The organism is Silvimonas terrae (assembly GCF_014202765.1).
GTDB classification, from domain to species: domain Bacteria; phylum Pseudomonadota; class Gammaproteobacteria; order Burkholderiales; family Chitinibacteraceae; genus Silvimonas; species Silvimonas terrae.
On sequence record NZ_JACHHN010000003.1, the window covers coordinates 1 to 23,368 of the forward strand.

General features: G+C 58.1%; 20 protein-coding genes and 1 pseudogene. 10 read left to right on the forward strand and 11 right to left on the reverse strand.

Annotation, left to right across the window (positions count from 1 at the left end):
• The coding region (locus HNQ50_RS07320; RefSeq protein ID WP_281386151.1) for a DNA translocase FtsK at positions 1–390 on the forward strand (390 nt) is incomplete at its 5' end.
• A 734-nt stretch (positions 391–1,124) separates the two neighbouring features.
• Entirely contained in the window at positions 1,125–1,247 is a 123-nt protein-coding gene (locus tag HNQ50_RS22305; protein WP_281386153.1) for a hypothetical protein, read from the forward strand.
• A gap of 274 nt (positions 1,248–1,521) precedes the next feature.
• Here HNQ50_RS22305 and HNQ50_RS07325 read toward each other — a convergent pair whose 3' ends face one another.
• Positions 1,522–1,812 (reverse strand): helix-hairpin-helix domain-containing protein, encoded by a 291-nt coding sequence (locus HNQ50_RS07325; RefSeq protein ID WP_184099165.1) that lies wholly within the window; start codon positions 1,810–1,812, stop codon positions 1,522–1,524.
• A 327-nt stretch (positions 1,813–2,139) separates the two neighbouring features.
• Here HNQ50_RS07325 and rpmB point away from each other — a divergent pair, with 327 nt between their 5' ends.
• A complete protein-coding gene (gene rpmB, locus HNQ50_RS07330) occupies positions 2,140–2,373 on the forward strand; it encodes a 50S ribosomal protein L28 (RefSeq protein ID WP_184099167.1) in 234 nt (77 codons plus the stop codon).
• 14 nt (positions 2,374–2,387) lie between these two features.
• Entirely contained in the window at positions 2,388–2,543 is a 156-nt protein-coding gene (rpmG, locus tag HNQ50_RS07335) for a 50S ribosomal protein L33 (RefSeq protein ID WP_184099169.1), read from the forward strand.
• A 111-nt stretch (positions 2,544–2,654) separates the two neighbouring features.
• Here rpmG and HNQ50_RS07340 read toward each other — a convergent pair whose 3' ends face one another.
• Positions 2,655–3,542: a LysR family transcriptional regulator gene (locus HNQ50_RS07340; protein ID WP_184099171.1), complete on the reverse strand. Its 888-nt coding sequence runs from the start codon at positions 3,540–3,542 to the stop codon at positions 2,655–2,657.
• 264 nt (positions 3,543–3,806) lie between these two features.
• On the opposite strand from HNQ50_RS07340, the gene HNQ50_RS07345 reads away from it, so the two are divergent.
• Both HNQ50_RS07345 and HNQ50_RS07350 read left to right on the forward strand, forming a co-directional pair.
• The gene (locus HNQ50_RS07345; RefSeq protein ID WP_184099173.1) at positions 3,807–4,118 is read left to right on the forward strand and encodes a DUF485 domain-containing protein; all 312 of its coding nucleotides are present in this window, start codon (positions 3,807–3,809) and stop codon (positions 4,116–4,118) included.
• Positions 4,115–5,800 carry a cation acetate symporter gene (locus HNQ50_RS07350; protein ID WP_184099175.1) on the forward strand — a complete coding sequence of 562 codons (1,686 nt, stop codon included), beginning with the start codon at positions 4,115–4,117 and terminating at the stop codon, positions 5,798–5,800. The genes HNQ50_RS07345 and HNQ50_RS07350 overlap by 4 nt, the downstream gene beginning before the upstream one ends.
• A gap of 122 nt (positions 5,801–5,922) precedes the next feature.
• On the opposite strand, the gene HNQ50_RS07355 is transcribed toward HNQ50_RS07350, so the two are convergent.
• A complete protein-coding gene (locus HNQ50_RS07355) occupies positions 5,923–6,582 on the reverse strand; it encodes an aquaporin (protein WP_184099177.1) in 660 nt (219 codons plus the stop codon).
• 277 nt (positions 6,583–6,859) lie between these two features.
• Between HNQ50_RS07355 and acs the strand changes: the two genes are divergently transcribed.
• From acs to HNQ50_RS07370, 3 genes are all read left to right on the forward strand, one after another.
• Positions 6,860–8,830, forward strand: a complete 1,971-nt coding sequence (acs, locus tag HNQ50_RS07360) for an acetate--CoA ligase (RefSeq protein WP_184099179.1) — start codon at positions 6,860–6,862, stop codon at positions 8,828–8,830.
• Between the two features lie 295 nt (positions 8,831–9,125).
• Positions 9,126–11,144 carry an excinuclease ABC subunit UvrB gene (gene uvrB, locus HNQ50_RS07365; RefSeq protein ID WP_184099181.1) on the forward strand — a complete coding sequence of 673 codons (2,019 nt, stop codon included), beginning with the start codon at positions 9,126–9,128 and terminating at the stop codon, positions 11,142–11,144.
• 10 nt (positions 11,145–11,154) lie between these two features.
• Entirely contained in the window at positions 11,155–11,874 is a 720-nt protein-coding gene (locus HNQ50_RS07370) for a pseudouridine synthase (protein ID WP_184099183.1), read from the forward strand.
• 76 nt (positions 11,875–11,950) lie between these two features.
• Here the strand turns inward: HNQ50_RS07370 and efp are convergent, their stop codons facing one another.
• Positions 11,951–12,514: an elongation factor P gene (gene efp, locus HNQ50_RS07375; protein WP_184099185.1), complete on the reverse strand. Its 564-nt coding sequence runs from the start codon at positions 12,512–12,514 to the stop codon at positions 11,951–11,953.
• 115 nt (positions 12,515–12,629) lie between these two features.
• Positions 12,630–13,748, reverse strand: a complete 1,119-nt coding sequence (gene earP / locus HNQ50_RS07380; RefSeq protein WP_246428634.1) for an elongation factor P maturation arginine rhamnosyltransferase EarP — start codon at positions 13,746–13,748, stop codon at positions 12,630–12,632.
• Positions 13,749–14,445: 697 nt separating this feature from the next.
• Here earP and HNQ50_RS07385 point away from each other — a divergent pair.
• A pseudogene (locus HNQ50_RS07385) lies at positions 14,446–14,934 on the forward strand (FxDxF family PEP-CTERM protein); the annotation flags it as partial.
• Between the two features lie 179 nt (positions 14,935–15,113).
• Here the strand turns inward: HNQ50_RS07385 and HNQ50_RS07390 are convergent.
• The 6 genes from HNQ50_RS07390 to HNQ50_RS07415 form a co-directional block, all read right to left on the reverse strand.
• On the reverse strand, positions 15,114–16,373 hold the full coding sequence (locus HNQ50_RS07390) for a glycosyltransferase family 4 protein (protein ID WP_184099191.1): 1,260 nt from the start codon (positions 16,371–16,373) through the stop codon (positions 15,114–15,116).
• Positions 16,357–17,670 carry a nucleotide sugar dehydrogenase gene (locus HNQ50_RS07395; RefSeq protein WP_184099193.1) on the reverse strand — a complete coding sequence of 438 codons (1,314 nt, stop codon included), beginning with the start codon at positions 17,668–17,670 and terminating at the stop codon, positions 16,357–16,359. The genes HNQ50_RS07390 and HNQ50_RS07395 overlap by 17 nt, the downstream gene beginning before the upstream one ends.
• Positions 17,671–17,716: 46 nt before the next feature.
• Positions 17,717–18,622, reverse strand: a complete 906-nt coding sequence (locus HNQ50_RS07400; RefSeq protein WP_184099195.1) for a glycosyltransferase family 2 protein — start codon at positions 18,620–18,622, stop codon at positions 17,717–17,719.
• A 77-nt stretch (positions 18,623–18,699) separates the two neighbouring features.
• The gene (locus HNQ50_RS07405; RefSeq protein ID WP_184099197.1) at positions 18,700–19,953 is read right to left on the reverse strand and encodes a glycosyltransferase; all 1,254 of its coding nucleotides are present in this window, start codon (positions 19,951–19,953) and stop codon (positions 18,700–18,702) included.
• A gap of 19 nt (positions 19,954–19,972) precedes the next feature.
• Complete coding sequence (locus HNQ50_RS22470; protein ID WP_184099199.1) at positions 19,973–21,886, reverse strand: heparinase II/III family protein; 1,914 nt, start codon at positions 21,884–21,886, stop codon at positions 19,973–19,975.
• Entirely contained in the window at positions 21,873–23,363 is a 1,491-nt protein-coding gene (locus tag HNQ50_RS07415; protein WP_184099201.1) for a lipopolysaccharide biosynthesis protein, read from the reverse strand. The genes HNQ50_RS22470 and HNQ50_RS07415 overlap by 14 nt, the downstream gene beginning before the upstream one ends.
• Positions 23,364–23,368 lie beyond the last annotated feature (5 nt).

Below are 23,368 nucleotides of genomic sequence, written 5' to 3' on the forward strand. Positions count from 1 at the left end.
CCGCCCGGCACCGGCTACCCGCAGCGCGTGCACGGCGCGTTTGTGGCCGATGACGAAGTCCACCGCGTGGTGGAATACCTCAAGACCACCGGCGAGCCCGATTACGTGGAAGGCATCCTCAACGGCGGCCTGGACGCCGAAGCCGCCGCCGGCAGCAGCGGCGCGCCGTGGGCGGAAGCGGGGGGCGAGGACAGCGACCCGCTGTACGACGAAGCGGTGTCCTTTGTGCTCAAGAGCCGCCGGGCCTCGATCTCCTCCGTCCAGCGGCAACTGCGCATTGGCTACAACCGCGCGGCCCGGCTGATTGAACAGATGGAAGGGGCCGGACTGGTGAGTGCGATGGAGAGCAATGGCAACCGGACGGTGCTGGCGCCGGCGGCCGGGGAGTAGGTTTTTGCTGCTGGGCAGCTATGAGGAAAAAGCGCTGGGGGGGCTTGGCGCTTTTTTTGTTTTTGGGGGTGGTTGTGTGAGGTGTTAGCGCCTGGCGGCGCGGGTGTGAAAAGCATTTGATACCGGCGGTGGCCGGAGCACCCTACTTTCTTTGCTTCGCCAAAGAAAGTAGGCAAAGAAAGGCGACCCCAGCCTTGCGGCCCTCCGGGCTTCCCTCAGTCGGTTGGGAGCCTGAGGTCTCCCTCCACTCCATCGGCGCTGGGCTTTGATGGGGGAAGGAAAGTCAAAAGCAACCCCAACACCAACACCAACGGCAACCGCAACCGCAACTGCAACTGCAACTGCAACTGCAACTGCAACTGCGGAGTCAACACGCACTCCACCACCTCGTCATTCCGGCCCTGAGCCGGAATCCAGCACGGTCACCGCAGGTGGCCCTTGCTGGCAGGTGCAATGAAGCCTCCCTCCGACAGCCCTCCCAAAAAAAGAGCGGCAATCCCGGCAACCGTGCCGCAAATCGTCGCTATACCAAATCCGTAGGGTGGATTCGGCGCAAAGCGACAATCCACCGCAAGCAGCCCGTTGGGCTGCGGGCTGGATTCCGGCCCAAGGGGGCCGCCGAGGGCCGGAATGACGATGGAGTAGACCGGAGCAGCGTTCTCATGCTTGTAGATATTGCAGCTAGATTCCCGCCTTCGCGGGAATGACGAGGTGGTGGGCAAGGTGAACCATTCTTGCCAACAAATGATTTGCGGGGTTGGGGTTGGGGTTGGGGTTGGGGTTGCTTTGCCTTTGCCTTTGGCTTTGGCTTTGCCTTTGGCTTTGCCTTTGGCTTTGGCTTTGGCTTTGGCTTTTGATGTTGCCGTTGCTTTTGATCTACCTCCCCTCCGGCAGCGCCGAGCATCGCAGCGGGGCCCGGGAATTCGGCGAGGGGTGTCTGAGCGTAGCGAGTTCCCGAGCCTGCCGGGCCACGCGAGAAGCGCAGGGAACCCCGAAGGGGCGCTGTCGCAGGGGTCGCCTTTTCTTTGGGTACTTTCTTTTGGCGACCCAAAAGAAAGTGCCTTGCTGTCGGGCAACCCCCGACATGTAAACACCGTGCCGTCAGGCACTAACAAAGGTTTGGGTTCCGCCTCACCCCTCCCCCAAAAACCCCTTCCGCTCTGCCGTAAACGCCCACCACGCCCGCGCCTCACCCCCGTCCATAAACCGCACCACAGAAATAAACACATCAATCACACAAGGATCATGCCGGGTCGCGGTAACTGCACACAGTTCGTCATACAAGGCATAAGGATCGCGACCAGTGAGTTGCTCAGGCCGGGAAATCCCCAACATCTGTAAATCCGCCGCCATGGCCGGGCCAATATTGGGCAGGTCGGTCAAGCGCTGCACGTGCTCACGCTTTACTTTGGCAGGATGCATCTATCCACTCCAGACAAAAGAGAACAAGGGTTGCGCCATCCGCATGGCCAGTTTCGTCACAAAAATTTAACCGGCAAGCCACACATCCCATCACAACTATTCCCAAATACGCCAGCGCGCTTTAGCATACGCGTCCGACATCACGACGCCGGGCGCTCTGCGCCGGTGCAGCAGTGCATTGTTTCTGGTACCGACAAGACTTAACTGCTTGTTTACACAGCACGGCTCTGTCGCGTGTAGAATATGTCGCCCGCTGATTTGGCTTGAACTTGATCGCCAAGTCGTGATATAAATCGTGTTTTTTCCAGAAGTCAGGGAATCCTAACCATGGCACGTGTCTGCAAAGTCACCGGCAAGCGTCCGATGACCGGGAACAATGTTTCCCACGCCAACAACAAAACCAAGCGTCGTTTCCTCCCGAATCTGCAATCTCGCCGTTTCTGGGTTGAAAGCGAAAACCGTTGGGTGCGCCTGCGCGTATCCAATGCTGCCCTGCGCACCATCGACAAGAACGGCATTGATGCCGTCCTGGCTGACCTGCGCGCCCGCGGCGAACTGTAACCAGGTAAACGATCATGCGTGAAAAAATCAAGCTCGAATCCAGCGCCGGTACCGGTCATTTCTACACGACCACCAAGAACAAGCGCACCACTCCCGAAAAACTCGAGATCAAGAAGTACGATCCGGTTGTTCGCAAGCACGTGATTTACAAGGAAATCAAGCTGAAGTAATTCAGCTTCGTCGTTGGCTTTTCCAACGGCAAACGGATTCCCTGGTCCCGTGCCGGAAATAAAAAACCCGCTCATTGAGCGGGTTTTTTATTGGCTGTGCCGTCGAATACCTCATTCAGGCATCCAGACCTCGCGCAGGGTATCGAGCAACATGGCAATCATCGGGTCATTTTGCCGCTCGGCCGAATACAAAAACTGCAATGGTGCAGAAATGGCAATCTCGCCACCGCGCCACAGCACAATCGAGCCATCTGCCGCAAAACGCCGGGCAGTGCGCTCTGCCAGTAACGAAATCCCCAGCCCCGCCTTCACCAGTTCCACCAGCGTGCCTTCGTCGTCAAACTCCCCCACCCGCTTGGGCGCGATATTATGCGTGCGCCATAACTCCTGGGTAATGCCGCACAGACTCATGAATTGCGATAGACCCAACCAGGGCAGCTTGCCCAGGGTTTTCCAGTCAGATTCATGGTGTTCATGCCCCAGCGCGGCGGGCATGGCGACACAAAACCCCAACTCCGCCAACGGCACCGTGTTCACGTTCTGGAACGGGTTGCGGCCAAAATAAAAGCCCCCATCCAGAATCTTCTTGCGTACGTCATTGAGAATCACGCCAGAAATACCGTGCGTGGTCTGCACGGTAATCAACGGGCAGCGCTGACGTAACAAGGCCAGCCACGGGCCAATACGCAAACGCGCCGGCACGCCCACCGTACCAATGCGGATTTTGCCGCGGGGTTCAGCCGACATGGATTTGGCGCGGTACAACATGTCCCGTGAAACCGACAGGATGTGCTCTGCGTCGGGCAAGAAGGCCTTGCCCGCTTCCGTCAGTTGTACGCCGCCAGGGTAGCGCTCAAACAACGACATACCCAGTTCTTCTTCCAGCGCCTTGATCTGGGCCGTCACCGCCGGTTGGGAAAGATGCAACAACTCGGCCGCTTGCGTCAGATGGCCCTGCTGTGCAACCGCAACAAATGTACGCAGTTGATAGATTTCCATACGCCCGATTATTGCGCAGATCGCTCCGACATGCCGCAAAGCTGTGCGTTATGTAGTTGCAATCAAGCAAACGCGCCACTTTGAGTAAGATTCGTGCAACGCAACATAAGCATTCCTGATTTTGAACATCAAAATTTGCAATTAGCTTATGCCTGGCGCTGCTCATACATTAGCCATGGACCTTGCGCGCATGGGTGAAATACGTCGGGAGAACGTACTCATGCACCAACGCAGGGAGTTCCGCACTGATGAGAGGAGAGCAGCATGGATGACCAGGTGATTCAAAGAATCCAGGACAATCCCAAGTTCCACGAGCTGGTACAAAAGAAAAGCAGTTTGAGCTGGTTGTTGACGCTGGTCATTCTGGTCGCCTATTTCGGGCTGATCCTGATGATTGCTTTTGAACCTGCCGTACTGGGCGCCCCCGTATCCGCAGGCGGGGTGACGACGCTGGGCATTCCGGTTGGCCTTGCGCTGATCGTACTGGCCTTTGTGTTGACCGGCATTTACGTACGCCGCGCCAACACCGAGTTTGATCAGCTCAACCAACAACTTGTCGAGGATGCACGCCGATGAACACAGGTATCGTCAACCGCGTGGGGCTGGCTGCACTGACCCTCGCCGCCAGCGTACAAACACTGGCTGCCGGCGCCATCGAAGGCCCGGTCACCCAGCGTGCTACCAATTGGCACGCCATTATCATGTTTGTTATTTTTGTTGCGTTTACCCTGGGCATTACTTACTGGGCCGCGCGACGCACCCGTTCAGCCAAAGACTTCTATGCCGCTGGCGGTGGCATTACCGGTCTGCAAAACGGGTTGGCGATTGCGGGCGACTACATGTCTGCCGCGTCGTTCCTGGGTATTTCCGCCATGGTGTTTACCAAGGGTTATGACGGGCTGATTTACTCGCTGGGCTTTCTGGTGGGCTGGCCGCTGATCACTTTCCTGGTGGCCGAACGCCTGCGCAACCTGGGTAAGTACACCTTTGCCGATGTGGCCTCTTACCGGCTGCAGCAAACCCCGATCCGCACCTTTGCCGCCGTGGGCACGCTGGTCGTAGTCACGCTGTACCTGATTGCCCAGATGGTGGGTGCCGGTGCGCTGATCCAGTTGCTGTTCGGTCTGCCGTACTCTTACGCCGTGGTGATTGTAGGTGTGCTGATGGTGTTGTATGTCACCTTTGGCGGCATGCTGGCCACCACCTGGGTGCAGATCATCAAGGCAGTCATGCTGCTGCTGGGCGCAACCTTCATGGCGTTCATGGTGCTCTCGGCCACCGGCTTTAGCCTGGATAACCTGTTTGCTGCGGCGATCAAGGTTCACCCCAAAGGCGCGGCCATCATGGCACCGGGTGGCACCACCCCGATTGAAACCATCTCGCTGGGCGTGGGCCTGATGTTTGGTACGGCAGGTCTGCCACACATCCTGATGCGTTTCTTCACGGTGAAAGACGCCAAGGAAGCGCGCAAATCCGTCTTCTTTGCCACCGGCTTCATTGGGTACTTCTACATCCTGACCTTCATTATCGGCTTTGGCGCGATCATGCTGGTGATGGGCAAGCCGGAGTACACCACCACCGTGATGGAAAAAGGCAAGGCCGTGACGCAGCTGATTGGTGGCGCCAACATGCCGGCCATTCACCTGGCTAACGCCGTCGGCGGCGACTGGTTCCAGGGCTTTATCTCTGCCGTGGCCTTCGCCACCATTCTGGCGGTGGTGTCCGGTCTGACCTTGTCGGGTGCATCGGCGGTGTCGCACGATCTGTACGCCAACGTGTTTGCCCGCGGTCATACCGACGAAGCCAAAGAAATCCGCGTCTCCAAATACGCCACGCTGACCCTGGGGGTGATCGCCATCCTGCTGGGGATTGCCTTCCAGAAGACCAACGTGGCCTTCATGGTGGGCCTGGCGTTCTCGGTTGCCGCTTCGGCCAACTTCCCGGTGCTGTTCATGTCCATGTTCTGGCGTGGCCTGTCTACCCGTGGCGCGGTCACCGGCGGCTCGGTTGGCCTGATCAGCGCAGTGGCCATGATTGTGACCGGCCCGACCGTGTGGGTGAAGATTCTGGGCAATGCCGCACCGATCTTCCCGTACGACAACCCGTCAATCTTCTCCATGCCGCTGGCGTTCTTCGTGATCTACCTGGTGTCGAAGCTGGATACCAGCACCGCAGCCCAGCGTGAACACGCCGCCTTCCCGGCCCAGTTCGTGCGCTCCATGACGGGCGTGGGTGCAGAAGGTGCAGCAAAGCATTAAGCAATAACAGGATGGATGGACACAGCGAGGCCTCAAAAGAAGGTACGACACTGCAAACAAGAAGAAGAAACGAAAATGCCCCGCACTGCGGGGCATTTTCAATTGCATCAAACCATTCAGCCTTAGTGCTGGCTGAGCACCTTGCGGTGGACAAAGCCGGCAACGACACCCGCCACAGCAGGTGCAACAATAAACAGCCACAGCTGGTTGAGCGCCTGGCCACCAGCAAACAGCGCCGGGCCAAAGCTGCGGGCCGGATTGACCGATGTACCGGTCAGCGGAATACCGACCAGGTGAATTGCGGTCAGGGTCAGACCAATAGCCAGACCGGCGACAAGACCATTCTCTGTGCGCGAAGTGGTACCCAGAATCATCAGCACAAAAATAAAGGTAGCGACAAACTCAAAGACCAGTGCCGCCTGCAACGCACCCGGCGCATACAGGTTCTGACCAAACTGGCCTGCGTGCGCCCCCATGCCAGACGCCACCAGATAGATCACCCCTGCCCCGGCCATGGCCCCCAGACACTGCGCCACAATGTAGCCCACAGCCAGGCCCGGCGGCATGCGCCCAGCGACCCATGCGCCCAGCGTCACCGCCGGATTCACATGCGCGCCAGACAAGTGACCAAAGCCGTAAGCCACAGTGACGATGGCCAGACCAAACGCCAGCGAAATCCCGGCGTAGCCAATGTATTCACCCGCAAATACTGCGGAACCACACCCGAACAGCACCAGAATGGCTGTCCCCAGAAATTCGGCGCCCAACGCTTTAGTTGCCATTTCACCCTCACCCACTTCACTTGAAAATGGCGAAATCTAGCAACCAGATCAAACAATAACCACGTAAATCCAATGACTTGCCATATGCCATAGGTGTTAAGAACGACATTCTCATAAATCAGCCAGTCAGCTGTCTGGAGCCCTGGTTCATGCTGCATTGCACTATCAGCGGAACTGATTTGGCGCATCAGAAAACACGATTGGATTGCTTGCCGCACGCCGTTTACAGTCGGCATACACAAAATTACCTACGTTGGCGTGCAATCAAGGAACCCTCATGAGCACTATCGATTCTGTTCTCCAGGAAAACCGGCTGTTCCCCCCGTCCGAAGACTTCCGCATCAAAGCCAATGTCTCCGGCATGGAGGGCTACAACGCCCTGTGCGAAAAAGCCAATAACGATTACGAAGGGTTCTGGGCCGAACTGGCCCGTGACCTGATTTCCTGGAAAAAGCCATTCCAGAAAGTGCTCAACGAGAGCAATGCCCCGTTCTTCAAATGGTTTGAAGATGGCGAACTGAACATCTCTTACAACTGTCTGGATCGCCACCTGGATGCCCGCGGCGACAAGACCGCCATTATCTTTGAGGCCGATGACGGCACCTCAAAGCACGTGACCTATCGCCAGCTTCATACCCAGGTTTGCCAGTTTGCCAACGCCCTCAAGGCGCAAGGCATCAAAAAGGGTGACCGCGTTGTCATTTACATGCCGCACAGCGTCGAAGCCGTGGTGGCGATGCAGGCGTGTGCGCGGATCGGGGCCATCCACTCGGTGGTGTTCGGCGGGTTCTCTGCCGGCGCGCTGCGCGACCGTATCCAGGATGCGGCCGCCACCCTTGTCATCACCGCCAATGAAGGCGTCCGCGGCGGCAAGCCGGTGCCACTGAAAGCGGTGGTGGATGAAGCGCTGGGTCTGGAAGGCAGCGAGTCGATCAAGCACGTGATCGTGTATCGCCGCGCTGATCATGACAACGTGGCCTTCAAACCGGGCCGCGATCTGTGGTGGCATGAGCTGACCCAAAACCAGCCAGCCCAATGTGAGCCGGAATGGACCAACGCGGAAGACCCGCTGTTCATTCTGTATACCTCCGGTTCGACCGGTAAGCCCAAGGGCATCCAGCACAGCATCGGCGGTTATCTGCTGGGCGCGCTCGTCAGCATGAAATGGGTTTTTGATTACCGCGAAGGCGATGTGTACTGGTGTACCGCCGATGTAGGCTGGATTACCGGCCACAGCTATGTGTGCTACGGCCCACTGGCCATTGGCGCCACACAAGTGGTGTTTGAGGGCGTGCCCACTTACCCGGATGCTTCACGCTTCTGGAGCATGATCGCCAAGCACAAGGTCACCACGTTCTACACCGCACCGACGGCGATCCGCTCGCTGATCAAACTGGGTGCAGACCTGCCCAAGCAACACGATCTATCCAGCTTGCGCATCCTGGGCACCGTAGGCGAGCCAATCAACCCCGAAGCCTGGATCTGGTATTACGAAGTGGTCGGCGGTAGCCGCTGCCCGATTGTGGATACCTGGTGGCAGACTGAAACCGGCGCCAACATGATTGCCCCGTTGCCCGGCGCAGTGGCTACCAAGCCGGGCTCTTGCACCTTGCCGCTGCCAGGCATCATGGCCGATATCGTCGATGAGGCTGGCGCGCCGGTTGATCCGGGCAAGGGCGGCGCACTGGTGATCAAGCGCCCGTGGCCATCCATGGTGCGGACCATCTGGAATGACGCCGAGCGCTTCAAGAAGACGTATTTTCCGGAAGAGTTCAACGGCAAGCTGTATCTGGCCGGCGACTCTGCGCACTTTGATGAAAACGGCTACATCTGGATCATGGGCCGGATTGACGACGTGCTGAACGTGTCCGGTCACCGCCTGGGCACTATGGAAATCGAATCTGCCCTGGTGGCCAACCCGCTGGTGGCCGAAGCCGCCGTGGTCGGCAAACCGCATGAAATCAAGGGCGAAGCCGTGGTGGCCTTTGTGGTGCTCAAGCAAGCGCGTCCGGAAGGCGAAGAGGCCAAGCGCATCGCCAAAGAACTGCGTGAATGGGTAGCCCACGAGATTGGCAAAATTGCCCAGCCCGATGAAATCCGCTTTGGTGACAACCTGCCCAAGACCCGCTCGGGTAAGATCATGCGCCGTCTGTTGCGCGTGATTGCCAAAGGCGAAGAAATTACCCAGGACGTATCAACCCTGGAAAACCCGGCGATTCTGGATCAGTTGCGGCACAGCGCACTCTGATCCACCAACCTCTCAGGCCGCGAACATGACCCTGCTGGCAAGGCATGCGAGCGCAGACAGTACAAACAAGTACGGCAAGCGAGCGTAACGCGGCCAGCAGAGTTGTGGTCGCGACCCATCATTGCTGTCGACCGACCCCGGCAGCCATCACGACCCCATGTCCGCATGGGGTCTTTTTTTTGCCACACGCCGTCTGTATCTTGCAACAGAACCAACGTAGAACGATCGTTTCATTTGCCGCAACAAGGGCGTAGAATAACGCGCTTGTTGCCGCCTACGCGCGAAGGAGTACCACGTGTTTGTTGAATTTCCCGGTTCACCATACAAGTTGTTTCAGCCTTTCCCGCCCGCAGGCGATCAACCCGCCGCCATTGCCTCCCTGCTGGAAGGCCTGGAGGATGGCCTCAAATATCAAACGCTGCTGGGTGTGACGGGTTCGGGCAAGACCTACACCATGGCCAATGTGATTGCGCAAACAGGCCGCCCCGCCATTGTCATGGCCCCCAACAAGACGCTGGCCGCGCAGTTGTATTCAGAGTTCCGGGAGTTCTTTCCGCAGAACGCGGTCGAGTATTTCGTCTCTTATTACGATTACTACCAGCCCGAAGCGTACGTACCGTCCAAAGATCTGTTCATTGAGAAAGACTCGGCCATCAACGAGCACATTGAACAGATGCGCCTCTCGGCCACCAAGGCCATGCTGGAGCGGCGCGATTGCATTATCGTCGCCACTGTCTCGGCCATTTACGGTATTGGCGACCCGTCTGAATACCACCAGATGATCCTGCATCTGAAAGAAGGCGAAACCCGCCCGCAGAGCGAGATCATCAAGCGCCTGACCAGCATGCAGTACGAGCGCAACGAGATGGATTTCAGCCGCGGACATTTCCGGGTGCGCGGGGATGTGATTGATATCTTCCCCGCTGAAAACGCCGAATTGGCCGTGCGCATCAGTTTATTTGATGACGAAGTAGAAACCATCCAGCTGTTTGATCCGCTGACCGGCCACATCAAACAGCGCATGGGCATCTTTACCGTGTTCCCGGCCAGCCACTACGTAACACCACGCGCCACCGTGCTGCGTGCCGTGGACACCATCAAGGCCGAACTGACTGACCGGCTGGCGTTTTACCACCGTGAAAACAAACTGGTAGAAGCGCAACGACTGGAACAACGCACACGCTTTGATCTGGAAATGCTCAACGAGATGGGCTTTTGCAAAGGTATTGAAAACTACTCTCGTCATTTCTCCGGCAAAAAGGTCGGTGAAGCGCCCCCTACCCTGATCGACTATCTGCCTAAAGACAGTTTGATGTTCCTGGATGAATCCCATGTGCTGATCGGCCAGGTGGGTGCCATGTACAAGGGCGACCGCTCACGCAAGGAAAACCTGGTCGACTACGGTTTTCGCCTGCCCTCTGCGCTGGATAACCGGCCGCTCAAGTTTGAAGAATTTGAGCACATGATGCCGCAGACGGTGTTTGTCTCCGCGACACCCGCCAATTACGAGAAAGAACATCAAGGCCAGGTCGTTGAACAGGTAGTCCGCCCTACCGGCCTTGTCGACCCGCGCGTGGAAGTCCGCCCGGTGGGCACACAGGTAGACGATTTGTTGTCGGAAATCGGCAAACGCACGGCCGTAGGCGAGCGCGTGCTGGTGACCACGCTGACCAAAAAGATGTCAGAACAACTCACCGAATATCTGGGCGAGCATGGCATCAAGGTGCGCTATCTGCATTCGGATATTGATACCGTGGAGCGCGTGGAAATCCTGCGTGATTTGCGGCTGGGCGTGTTTGACGTCCTGATCGGGATTAACCTCTTGCGCGAAGGCCTGGATATCCCGGAAGTCTCGCTCGTGGCGATTCTGGATGCCGACAAGGAAGGTTTCCTGCGCAGCGAGCGCTCCTTGATCCAGACCATCGGGCGTGCCGCGCGTAACCTGAATGGCACGGCGATCCTGTACGCCGACGTCATCACTGACTCGATGAAACGCGCCATGGGCGAAACCGAACGCCGGCGCGAGAAACAACTGGCATTCAATGAAGCCAACGGCATTGTGCCCCGCTCGATCTCCAAGCGGATCAAGGACATTATTGATGGCGTTTACAACGCCGAAGACGCCGCCGCCGAACGCCTGGAGGCCAAGCGCCAGCGCGTGGTGGCCGATATGGATGAGAAAGACCTGGCGCGCGAACTCAAGCGTCTGGAAAAAGACATGATGACGGCGGCCAAGAACCTGGAATTCGAAAAAGCCGCCCAATTGCGCGATCAGCTCAAGACGCTGCGGGAACGGGCATTCGGGCACGACTGATACGCCAGACATGTTGCAGATCATTTATCAGGATGACGATCTGGTCGCCATCCATAAACCCGCCGGGTTGCTGGTTCACCGCTCCATGCTGGACCGGCACGAAACGCGTTTTGCCGTGCAGTTATTGCGCGACCAACTGGGACGGCGAGTCTATCCGGCGCACCGGCTGGATAAGGGCACATCCGGCTTGTTGTTGTTCGGATTGTCACCAGAAAGCGGCCGCGCCCTGGCCATGGCCTTTGAAGCGCAAAGCGTGGAAAAACGCTATCACGCCATCGTCCGCGGCTGGCCTGCCGCAACGGGCGTCATTGACCATGCGCTGGCCAAACAGCTCGATGAATCTGAAATCCGCAGCGGTGCGCCACAAGGCCCCATTCAGCCTGCCTGCACGCATTTTGAACGTCTGGCGATCACCGAGCAGCCGTGGAGCGTCGATCGCTACCCCCACACGCGCTATGCACTCATGGCCCTGGCGCCGGTTACAGGGCGGCGACACCAGTTACGCCGCCATATGAAGCACATCAGTCACCCCATCATTGGCGACGCAACCTATGGCAAAGGCATTCACAATCGCAAGTTTGCCGAAGAGCTGGGTGTAAACAGATTATTTCTGGCATGTAGCCATATGCAGTTTGCTCACCCGAGCACTGGAAAAACCTTGTCACTGCACTGCCCGCTGGCCGATGAGTTTGCTGCCGTGATCACCGCATTGGGCTGGGCCGTACCGTAGCCGGTCACGAGCGGCTGACCTGGACGTAAAAAAACCCGCCATTGGCGGGTTTTTTTACTGGATACGGCAGCAACGATCAGGCGCGACGCTTGAATTCGTAGGTGCGGGTATCGATTTCGATCTTGTCGCCAATTTCAATGAAAGCAGCAACCGGGATCTCTACGGTAGAGCCCTTGAGCTTGGCAGGCTTCATCACCTTGCCCGAAGTGTCGCCACGCACGGCCGGCTCGGTGTATTCCACTTCGCGCACGATGGTGGTCGGCAGTTCAACAGAGATGGCCTTACCTTCGTAGAAGGTCACTTCACAGTGTTCTTCCATGCCGTCAACGATGAACGCAGCAGCGTCGCCCACGTTTTCAGCTTCGACTTCGTACTGGTTGTACTCGGTGTCCATGAACACGTACATCGGATCAGCAAAGTACGAGTACGTGCAATCGCGCTTGTCCAGCACAACCACGTCGAACTTGTCGTCGGCCTTGTACACTGCTTCGGACGGGCTGTCGTTCAGCAGGTTCTTCATCTTCATCTTTACAACAGCCGAGTTGCGGCCGGACTTGTTGTATTCGGTTTTCTGCACAACGAGTGGTTGACCATCAACCATGATCACGTTGCCAGAGCGGACTTCCTGTGCGGTCTTCATTGCTAAAGGTTCCTGATTGCCAAAGGGGCCTGGGTGGAGTTTGCGAATGCTGCCCAGGTGCGCTTATCAATAGCAATCACAACGGGCGGCAAATAAAACGAAACTTGGTAACCCGCTATTTTAACTTGGTTTTGGCAAATTTGACCAGATTACCGGCAAGATTGCCAAGGCCGTCCAGCCGTTCCGACCAGACCCTGGCGTGTGCTTGCCAGTGTGGCAACAGCGCGCGCAACAAGGCCCATTGCCCCGGCACCAGCGCACCACGGTTCCAGGCCAGCCAGAAGGCGCGCAACACTTCTGCATCCTGCGCGGGCCAGTGCCGGGTATAACGGTCCACAAATGCGGCCAGTTTGATCTCGTGTGCCGCATCATCTTGCGGGTAGATGTGCCACACCAGCGGGTGCCTGGCATGCTGCGCCCGGACAAAGCTGTCTTCCCCGCGCACAAAGTTCAGATCGCAACTCCACAACAGGCGGTCGTATTGCGCCTGCGCCAGCATGGGGACGATATAAAGATGCAATCCCCCCAGATCAACGCGTTGCCCGGGCGACAGCGCCCCCGCTCCGACGGCCTCCGCCACGTGTGACAAAGCCCGCCCCACCGGCACCAGCAGATTGAGTGGCTCATTGCTGGCGCGCATCTGCCCGATCAGATCCACAATGGCGTGGTTTTCATAACCAAACAGACTGACCGTCAACACGTCCGGCCGGGTTACCCCCAGCGCCGCCAGCCACGCGGTGCGATCTGCCCACTGCCAGTCATTGCGGGCGGCCTGGCTGACCTGTTCTGCCAATACCCCGCCCGTACCCGGCGCAAAGCCCGGAAAAAAGAAATACTTGGTCAGGCCGCCCTGGGGTGAGGCCATGCCGTGGCAACTGATCACCCAATCCTCAGCGGAGAGGTATTCCAGGTTCAGCCACACGGGCGCACTGGCGCGCTGGCGCATGGCCCCCTGCATGCTCAGCGGCAGTTCGCAGGCAAACGCCTCGATCACCACATCACTGTCGTCCGCCGGACGAGATCGGGCATGCCAGTGGCGGACATAGACACCATCCAGCACTTGCTCATCGACCTCGGTCTTCGTGGCGGGCGCGATGTGGCTGAGTGCCGTCAGATCATCCACCCACAAGGTCACTTGCTGGTCATATTCGGTCTGCAATTGGCGCGACAAACGCCAACAAACACCGATGTCGCCATAGTTGTCTACCACCCGGCAGAACACGCTCCAGTTCATTACCATTCTCACACAAAGCTTACGCGAAACGGCTTTTAGCCAAAATAATACAGTTTTTGCTGGCTAAAACCGATAAGCGGCAAATTTCTGGAAAGCCTAAGTCTTACAAAATTTGGTAAGACTTAGGGAAGAAAATCACAGTATCTTACAAGCCCAATTTAGATACTTCATCAGAATATCGTTGCAAACACATTATTTATAAAGAGTTTTTTATAAAAATCACCAGTCAGGCCGTGACTATCTGACAGTATTGCAGCGCAGCAAATATCATTCCAATCCTCGTAAACTTACAAGCTCTTTCGATTTAAGTTAAATTTAATAAATAGTATTTGAAAGCAGTTTACTTACTTGTTAGAATTTGACCTGATGCAACGAGTTAAATACTCGTCAGCACATAGCAAGGTGACAAGGTTTCAAGAACATATATACAGGTCACCGAGCCTGACCACGGGGGGGCATCCCGAGGATTCAGTCCCAAGCAACAGCCCGACGCTTGAGACGGTTTTTAAGCATACGTTTTACCGGGCACTAACCGGACCCGTACTGCCACGGGTCTTCGTAGCATTAAGCAACAACGAATCAGGAGAAGTGGGTCATGAAACTTCGTACTTTAGTTGCAGGCTTAGCCTTCATTGGTGCATCTGCCGGTGCATTCGCCGTTCCTACCTGGACGATCACTCCAACTGTGGGCGCTGTGCAGAATGGCTCTGGCTTTAATCTGGGGACAGCGCTGTCTCCGTCCACCTTCAACATCATTAATTCCGCCACCGGGGCGTTCACCGACACCTACTCGTTCATGGTGACACCGACCTCTGCGGCAACCGATGTGCTGTTTGCCAATTTCCTGTTTACCTCTCCGTTGCAAGGCCTCGCCTCGTCGACTTCGTTGACCCTGATCGATACAACGACCAACACCAACTATGGTTCGGTCACTATCGATGAACCCGCTTTCACCGCAGCGGAACTGTTCTTCTCGGGCCACACCTACAACCTGATCGTCAACGGTACGCTGGCCCAGGGCGCCTCTATTGGTGCCTACGCCATTGCAGGTACGCTGACTCCGGTGCCGGAACCAGAAACCTATGCCCTGATGGGTCTGGGTCTGGTGGCTCTGGTTGCCGCACGTGCACGTCGCCGCAAGATGGGTGATTCTGCGCGTCTGGATACCACAGAAGCTGCTGCTTGATCAGTCTCATGTGTCGCCTCATCAGGTGACACACCAGTACACACAGGTCCGCGAATGCCGTCGCGGGCCTGTTTTTTTATGCTCCCCAATTCTGTTTGCAACGCGGCCCGCTGGCTTGCCTGAACGGGCTGCGCAAAAAAGCCCGGATCATACCGGGCTTTTTTCGTACCTGCGTCGGGCTAATCGCTGCGCGCGGCTTCTTTGGCCGGTTGCGGCGCACTCAGTTGCTGCTGGGCCGATGAGGCAAACAGCGCATCATAGGCGGCCAGCAGTTTGGGGGCTTCGTATTTCCATTCCAGTTCGTTCATCACGCGCCGCTGACCATAGTCACCCATGGTTTTACGCAAGGCCGGGTCGGCCAGCAGGGTGAGGATTTTCTCGGCCATATCTACTTCATCGTTGCGCCTGGCGTACAAAGAAGCATCCTGGGCCGAGAAACGCCCCTCGGTCAGATCAAACTGCACGATGGGTTTAGCCAACGCCATGTACTCCATGATTTTGTTCATGGTGGACTTGTCGTTCATTTCGTTGGCCACATCCGGATTCACGCAGACATCTGCCGTGTTGAGCATTTCCAGCAATTGCTGGTCTGGCACGCGGCCGGTAAAGGTGACGTATTCGGCAATGCCCAGTTCCTGCGCATAAGCCTGCATTTCATCCAGCGACGTGCCGCCCCCCACCAAACCCAGCTGGATATCGGTGCGTTTGCGTTCCTTCACGATGTACGCCATGGCACGCAGGAGGTAATCAATCCCCTCCTGTTTGCCCATGACCCCGACATAACCGATCAGGAACAAACGCCCCTGCTTGAGCGCCGGCACCGGGGGTACGGTGCGCAGGCGATCGAGCTTGGGGCCACTGCGCACCACATGTACTTTGGCCGGGTCCATGCCACCACGTTCGATGGCGATGCGTTTGTACGATTCGTTGGTGGCAATCGACACGCTGGCCGTTTTGAACGTCCAGCGCTCAAACAACACCATCAGTTTGTAGAAGAAATCCCGCCGGCCAAATTTGGCCTCGTACAGTTCCGGATTGATGTCATGGTGGTCGAACAGGAATTTCTTGCCAAAGAACAGCTTGAAAAATCCGCCCACCAGGAAAATCAGATCGGGTGGGTTGCACGCATGAATGGCATCAAAGCCCCGGCTGAACAGCACCTTGAAGGCCAGGCGGAACTCATGGAACAGCGCGGCCGAGTACTCCAGCAAGTACCCCTTGGCACCTTCGGCTTCCAGCGGCAATTCGTGGCGGTAGATATAAATATCTTCTACCACCTCGAAATGCTTTTCATAGCCTTTGCCGGTGGGGCAAATGATGGAGACTTCATAGCCGGCATCGCGCAGCGTGGTGGCCTCCTGCCACACCCGCCGGTCAAACGGGGATGGCAGGTTCTCTACGATCATCAGGATTTTGCGAGGTTTACCAGCAGATGCCATCGTACTTGCCCTCCTCGCTCTTGTGATCCTGCACGCGGACAAAGTCGATGATTTCCTGATTGGGGCGCAGACGGGTGAACGCGTCCTGGAATTCTGCCGCATTGTTGCCGATCACCAGCACTTCGGCGTGATCGAGTACGGCATCCAGCGATTGCTCCATGATGCGCGAGATGTGCGGAATCATATTGAAGATGTAATCGCGGTTGGCACCGGTCAGCGCGGCCAGGTTGACGTTGCGGTCATAGAGCTTGAGGTCATAGCCCTTGCCGATCAGTCGCTCGATCACTTCCACAATCGGGCTTTCGCGCAGGTCATCCGTACCGGCCTTGAACGAGAAACCCAGCACGCCGATTTTGCGTTTGCCCTTGGCGGTGATCATGCTGTAACCGCGTTCAATCTGCCGCTCATTGCTGGGCAGAATGGCGTTCAGAATGGGTACGTCCAGATCCAGGCTACGCGCCTTGTAGGTCAGCGCACGCACATCTTTGGGCAGGCAAGAACCGCCAAAAGCAAACCCGGGCTTGAGGTAATACGGCGAGAGGTTGAGCTTGGTGTCTTTGCAGAAAATATCCATGACGTGATGGCTGTCGATGGTCAGGCTCTTGCAGATATTGCCGATCTCGTTGGCAAACGACACCTTCAGCGCGTGCCAGACGTTATCAACATACTTCACCATTTCTGCGGTTTCGATATCGGTGCGGATCAGCGGCGCTTTGAGATCGGCATACAGGGCGGCCAGCGCGTCCCCGCTCTTGCGGTCCGTCTCGCCAATCACGGTTTTGGGCGGATTGCGGTAATCCCATACCGCGGTGCCTTCGCGCAGAAACTCGGGGTTGTTGCACACGCCAAAATCCACGCCGGCTTTCTTGCCGGAGTATTGCTCCAGCGTGGGGATGACCACGTCTTTCATCGTGCCGGGCAGCATGGTGCTGCGCGCCACGACAATGTGAAAATCGCTCTTTTCCTTGATGGCCAGACCGATTTCCTCGCACACGCGGCGAACGTATCGCAGATCCAGCGCGCCATTGAGCTGACTGGGCGTGCCCACGCAAATAAACGACATCTCTGTCGCCAGCACGGCCGAATGCACGTCCGTGGTGCCGCGCAAATGACCAGCGCTGACAGCGGCGGCGACCATTTCGGCAATATCTTTCTCAACAATGGGAGGCACGCCCTTGTTGATCAGCTCTACCTTGCCTGCGTTTGGTTCTACACCAATCACTGTGTGGCCTTCACTGGCCAGGCACCCGGCCGCCACCACACCCACATAACCCATACCAAAGATGCTGATCTTCATTTTCCTGTACCTCTTTTTAAAATAACGAACCTGGTAGGGAAGACGCTCATGCGCTGGCCGTGAGCATCTTCCAAAGTTTTTTGCCGCGATTGGTGTTGCGGCGGATCACCCCGCCCACCCGCTCGCCCAGCAAGGACGTCATGGCGGTGGCGCCGGAAAAACCGGGCGCCAGTTGCCGCAGGATGTGCCGGTTGCGCTTGATCATCAGCAAGGAATTGGCCAGCACGTAGTACTCCGTGCGCCAGAACCCCTTGCGCGAACCGCCAGTGGACAATTTGACGGGCAAGTTGACCTGGACCGCGCGGGTGTCCATCACCATCGGCACGCCCTGGGCCGCCACGCGCAGCAGAAAATCCGTCTCTTCGCGATAGGCGTTGCCCTTGTAAATGCTGTCAAAGTCCTGCTTGAGTGCCTGGCCGGCTTCCATCAAAAAGCAGGCGGCGCACACCGGTAGCGTCAGCAGTTGGTCTGACACCGAGTCAAAGCGGAACCGCAGTTGGTGCAAGTCCACCACCTCTGCCGGGGTTTGCACCGGGCGGCGGCGGGCCGCAGCGGCCACGGGCGAGGTCTCGTTGTAGTTCATGTACACCGCCGCAGCGCCGGCCACACTGCCCGGATGGCTGCGGGCGGTTTCCAGCAAAGCGGCAATAGAGCCGGGCAACAGCACCGAATCGTCATCGCCAAAATAGATGTAATCGCCCCGGGCTTGCGCTTTGCCCCGGTTTTTGGCGGCCATCTGCCCCTGGTTGCGGTCCTGCCGCAAATAGCGGATACGGCTGTCACGCTTCATCAAACCCGCTATCACGTCTGGCGTGTTATCTGGCGAGCAGTCATCCACCACAATCAGTTCGATGACGTGTTCCTGCAAATAGGTGGGCAGTGTCTGCTCAAGCAGGTGTGCGCGTTTGTAGCTCGGTACCACCACGCTCACAGTCGGTTCATGCACTGACATTGTTCAAGGTCTCTTTGTTGATGTTGATATTTGAATAAATGGATCGCAGTGTCGTTACTGCCCGGAACACGGGCCGGTCAGCCCCCATGCCCAACACGCGCTGGCACAGCGCCAATGGCAGGCATCAAGCGGGCAGGTTCTTCTTGCAAAATGGGCAATATTTCGCTGACGCGGTCAGGCTGGAACAACAAGCGGGCGCGCTGGCGGGGTAATGGGTCGGCGTGGGTATGCAGCACGCTGAAAATGGCGTCGGCAAACGCCTGAGGCTGATCGGCCACCTGGAAGCAATCGGCCACCACCTGCGGTAGCCCACCCAGACCCTGCGGTGTGCTCACAAGGCCTGCGGGGGTAAACAGCATTTCCACCGATTTGACGTTGACGCCGCTGCCGGCAAACACCGGATTGATCAACACGCGGGCATTACGCAATACCGGGACCACATCGGGCGGGCTTTCAATCAGCGTGATCTGCGGCACGCTGGCCACCAGTGCACGCACTTGCGCGCTGGGCCGGCTACCGGCCACAAACAGGCGCAAACCGGGTTGCTGCTGCAACAAGAGCGGCACCACCTGTTCGATAAACCAGCTGATGCCAAACACGTTATTGGGCATGAACAGATTGCCCAGATAACCTACGTCAAACGCCGGTGGCGTCACCGGTGGCGCGCTGAGCGCCTGCGCCATCCGGGTATCGATCAAGGTCGGTAGCCAGTGCCCGTGGGTAAATCCCTGGCTTTTCCACGTGGCCAGGTCGTCGACCGAAATATCAAAAAAAGCCTGTGCGGTACGCAGCACTTGCAACTCGTAATGCCGCACGCCTTGATCGCGCAACCACCAGTGCAGCCGGGTTTTCAAGCCCCGAGCCGACGCCAACTGGTAACCGGTGTAGCGGTGTTCAATATTGTGCGAACGATAGAACAAAGGCTTTTGCAACTGGCGGGCCAGTTTCAGGGCAACGTCGCCGCCGTAGAGCCCATCCAGCCAGATTGCATCCGGCTGCGCGGCCCGCTCGTTCGCCAGCAAGGCAGCAAAATCCTTGCCGGACAGGCAGCGGGCACTGGCAGCCCAGGGCAGGGAGAACAGCCGGGCAAGCCGCCAGAATTTGCTGCTGTGGCTGTGCTGAAACGGATAGACGATCACGCTTTCCGCGACCTCACGCACCTTGGAGACGTAAGCCGCCACGGTGGCATCATCCGGCGCCCCCTGGTGCCAGCACACCACGCGCACGCTTACCCCGGCGTCTTTCAACGCGCACACCCGGCGCCACATATCCACGGTGCCGCCGTGGTTGGGGGGGTAAGGCAACTCGCCACATACAAGGGTTAATCGCATGAACCGTGTCCTGTCGATTTCAATTTATCGGGCTAAAGCGGGTGACAAAACGGACGGCGGCCGCATTGCCTTCCAGATAAATACCGGTACGGGCATACGGCTTGACCGAGTCCGGCACCACGCCGACAAACACGTGTTGCGGGCCAGAGACCGTCAAGCGGTAGCTGTGTGCGCCGCACTGCATGACCGCCGACCAGTTGCCGGGGACATCATAAATGCTGGTGTTTTTCCAGTAGGAAAACGCGCTGGTCGCCGGCAAAGCGCCGCTCCCGTTGCCGGCGCCCTCTGCTTTTACCTGGCAGTTGGTGTTGTAGGTCATGCCCAGCCGCGCCGGGGTTTGCGCCTGGCGGGTGATCTCCACCGTGTCGGTCAACTCGTTGCCATGAATGGTGACCTGCCGCTGCGCAGCGGCGTCTTTACGCCAGGTGGGTTGCGCGGCGGCGGCGGCATCGTCGGTCAGGCTGACAAAGCGTCCTTCGGCCGGGTACGGCAACTGACCATCGCCCTCTTCCAGCGGTACGTTATGCGACGCCCCCTGGCGGAAATACCGGGCATGCAGTGGCGAGCCATAACCAACCGTGCCCGGTGAGCGCAAAATCCAGTCGTCGCCGTATTGCACTTGCAGGTTCAGCCCTTCCTGGTGAGCGTGCGAGCGGGATTTCTGGCCATAGACCAGCAAGGCATGCCATTGCCCGTTCACTAGCTGGATGGCGTCCAGCCCGGGAAAATGCGCCGTCTTCACCGCCGGCGCCGCTTCGGGTTTGCTCACCGCAGGCGGGGCATCCAGGAAGGTGCTCCAATCCCGGGTTTTGGCTGCATCTGCCAGCCCCATCCAGGTGGGCAAGACGCGCCAGGACTGTAACCACAATGGCCGGTTGGGGCTGGGCCGGTTGGGTTGCGTGTCGTTCATAGCGGGTGTCACGCCAGGACGGAAGGTCAGTTGCGCCGGGGCGATCATCAAGTTCTGCGCGCGCCAGAGCACATCTTTAAGGCTATCGAGCTGATTGCGCACGGACGCGGCGGTCAGCACCGAGACCAGCGCCTGCACCACATATTCCTGATAAGACAGCGTGCCCTCAAACCAGAAATCATCTGCCGACATGCCTGCATCCAGCAGCCCGCGCAGGCCCAGCGGGCCCTGGGTGCCGGCGGCGATCCAGTCTGGCTTGGCAAACTCCATGCCGGCCGCCGTGACGGCAGCAGACTCCCAGACCGAGATGTTGTGCACCTCGTGCCGGGATTGCAGTTGCAGGTTCACCATGGGCGCAAACAGATTGTTCTGCCAGTCTGTGATGCGAGATTGATCCACACTGCCGCGCAGCAAACGCACGATATCGACCAGTGCAAACATCTGGGTGGATTCATCCAGCGCCTGGCTGAACATGCGCGACTGACCGTTCCAGGTTTGCAGCGGAAACTTCTGGTAGTTGCGGGCGTAAAAATCCATCTGCGCAGCGGCCCAGTCCCGATAACGGGTATCGCCAGTCAGCTTGTAAAGGCGCGCGGCATCCAGCATGCGGTCCAGGTTGTACATGCGCATCAGCGCCACCCAGGCGGCAATCTGCTTCTGGTTGTTGCCAGTAGCCGCCGGCATGGGGGTCGATGGCGTCCAGGTCAGCCAGGCCCCGGTGCCCAGATCCACATAATCGTGGCCCCAACCCACCGCTTGCGTGGGATCATCATGCTGCTCTTTCATCCAGGCGTTCAGTGCATAGCGCCGCTGCGTGATGAAATCGCGCCAGGCCGGGTCTGAGTTCATCAGGTTGCGGGCGCGGTCCCAGTCTTCTTGCGCCTGGCGGCCCGGGGCGTAAGGGCCGGTCCCGGCTTTGACCTCGGCCATGCGGGTACGCACGGACTGGTCGTCTTCGGCCGAGGCCGGGCCCGCCACCAGCAGCAGCGCCAACAGGCAAGTCATCAGATCAGGCCGTGCCACGTTTCATGCTCCTCACAGAAGACAGCAAAGTCAGGAGACGCTGACGGGCAAACAGCCAAAGCGTGGCGAGATACAACAGCACGCCGACGCAGCCCTTGAACAGCAGGCCGAGCAAGGCCGGCATGGTGGCGCACGGCCCTTGCAGCAGCACCACGCCAATCGCCATCACCAGCACCGCCAGCCCAAACGGCATGATGTGTTTCAAGAGTTCCGGCAAGGACAAGCCCAGCGCACTGCGGGTCAACCAGAAGCTCAGCGGCATGGGCACCAGCAAGGCCAGTACATAGCCCATGATGATGACCTGCAGCGAGTAATGGTGCGTAAACCAGATGCTGATCAACACGGCAATCGCCTTGAACGACGAGAGCATCAGCGAATGCGATGGTTTGCCGCAGGCATTCAGAATGGTGCTGTCGTAGTACTGTATGGATTGCACCGCCCCCACCAGCGCCAGCGGGAACAGAATGTGTTCACTGCCGGCCCAGCGCGCGCCGAAGGCCACATGGCACAATTCCGGCGAGAGCACCGCCACCAGTATCCACACCGGCACCGCAAAGAATACGGTCATGGAGACCGATTGGTAGTACACCTCCCGCAGGCGTACCCGATCCCCGGCAATGCGTGAAAACGCGGGCATGGCGACATCCAGCAGCACGGACGCCAGCAACTGGGCAAAGATGTAATAGAGCTTGGAGCCCACGGAATACATGCCCAGCGCGACCACGCCCATCCAGAAGCCGACGGCCAGATCCAGCACCCGGTAAGCGCCAAACTCCACCACGCGGATGCCCAGGATATTTAATCCAAACCGGCTCATCTGGCCCAGACCGGTGAAATCCAGCTCAGGCGACGGATACCAGCGCGAGCGCCACCACAGCATGGCCAGGTTGATCACGGCCGCCACCAGCAATTGCGCCACCAGCGCCCAGACACCAAAACCGAGGCTGGCCAGCACCACACCCGCCACGCCCCCAGCCACTGTCGAGACCAGCCCGCGCATGGCGAGGCGTTTGAACTGGAAATCCCGGCGGAACAGCGCCAGTTGGCAAAAGCCCAGGGCATTGATCAACAAGGACAAACTGCCAATCCGCAAAATGGCAATCAGCCCCGGAATCTTCATGGCATGTTCAATCAGCGGCGCGGCCAGCCAGATGCTGCCCACCACCACCAACGACAACAGAAAATTAACCAGAAACACCGTGTTGAGCTGGCCCTGCGTGACATTGGGCCGCTGCACAATGGCGTCACCGAGCCCTTGATCGACAAACAGTTCCAGGAACGAGAACACGGCAAACGCGGCAGCAAAAGCGCCGATAGAGGCCGGTTCCAGCAAGCGCACCAACTGGAAATAAATAACAAAGCCAACCAGACGGCCACCCCAGTTACGGATGGCCGACCAGATCAGCCCGGAACGCACCTTGCCAGCGACATTATCTTTGCCCAGCACGGCTACGCCGCCATCAATCTGGCTGCTCATGCGCA

Coding starts and splice junctions, on each gene's coding strand:
- HNQ50_RS07325 (WP_184099165.1), bottom strand. CDS start 1,812: ATGCATCCTGCCAAAGTAAAGCGTGAGCACGTGCAGCGCTTGACCGAC.
- rpmB (WP_184099167.1), top strand. CDS start 2,140: ATGGCACGTGTCTGCAAAGTCACCGGCAAGCGTCCGATGACCGGGAAC.
- rpmG (WP_184099169.1), top strand. CDS start 2,388: ATGCGTGAAAAAATCAAGCTCGAATCCAGCGCCGGTACCGGTCATTTC.
- HNQ50_RS07340 (WP_184099171.1), bottom strand. CDS start 3,542: ATGGAAATCTATCAACTGCGTACATTTGTTGCGGTTGCACAGCAGGGC.
- HNQ50_RS07345 (WP_184099173.1), top strand. CDS start 3,807: ATGGATGACCAGGTGATTCAAAGAATCCAGGACAATCCCAAGTTCCAC.
- HNQ50_RS07350 (WP_184099175.1), top strand. CDS start 4,115: ATGAACACAGGTATCGTCAACCGCGTGGGGCTGGCTGCACTGACCCTC.
- HNQ50_RS07355 (WP_184099177.1), bottom strand. CDS start 6,582: ATGGCAACTAAAGCGTTGGGCGCCGAATTTCTGGGGACAGCCATTCTG.
- acs (WP_184099179.1), top strand. CDS start 6,860: ATGAGCACTATCGATTCTGTTCTCCAGGAAAACCGGCTGTTCCCCCCG.
- HNQ50_RS07370 (WP_184099183.1), top strand. CDS start 11,155: ATGTTGCAGATCATTTATCAGGATGACGATCTGGTCGCCATCCATAAA.
- efp (WP_184099185.1), bottom strand. CDS start 12,514: ATGAAGACCGCACAGGAAGTCCGCTCTGGCAACGTGATCATGGTTGAT.
- earP (WP_246428634.1), bottom strand. CDS start 13,748: ATGAACTGGAGCGTGTTCTGCCGGGTGGTAGACAACTATGGCGACATC.
- HNQ50_RS07390 (WP_184099191.1), bottom strand. CDS start 16,373: ATGGCATCTGCTGGTAAACCTCGCAAAATCCTGATGATCGTAGAGAAC.
- HNQ50_RS07395 (WP_184099193.1), bottom strand. CDS start 17,670: ATGAAGATCAGCATCTTTGGTATGGGTTATGTGGGTGTGGTGGCGGCC.
- HNQ50_RS07400 (WP_184099195.1), bottom strand. CDS start 18,622: ATGTCAGTGCATGAACCGACTGTGAGCGTGGTGGTACCGAGCTACAAA.
- HNQ50_RS07405 (WP_184099197.1), bottom strand. CDS start 19,953: ATGCGATTAACCCTTGTATGTGGCGAGTTGCCTTACCCCCCCAACCAC.
- HNQ50_RS07415 (WP_184099201.1), bottom strand. CDS start 23,363: ATGAGCAGCCAGATTGATGGCGGCGTAGCCGTGCTGGGCAAAGATAAT.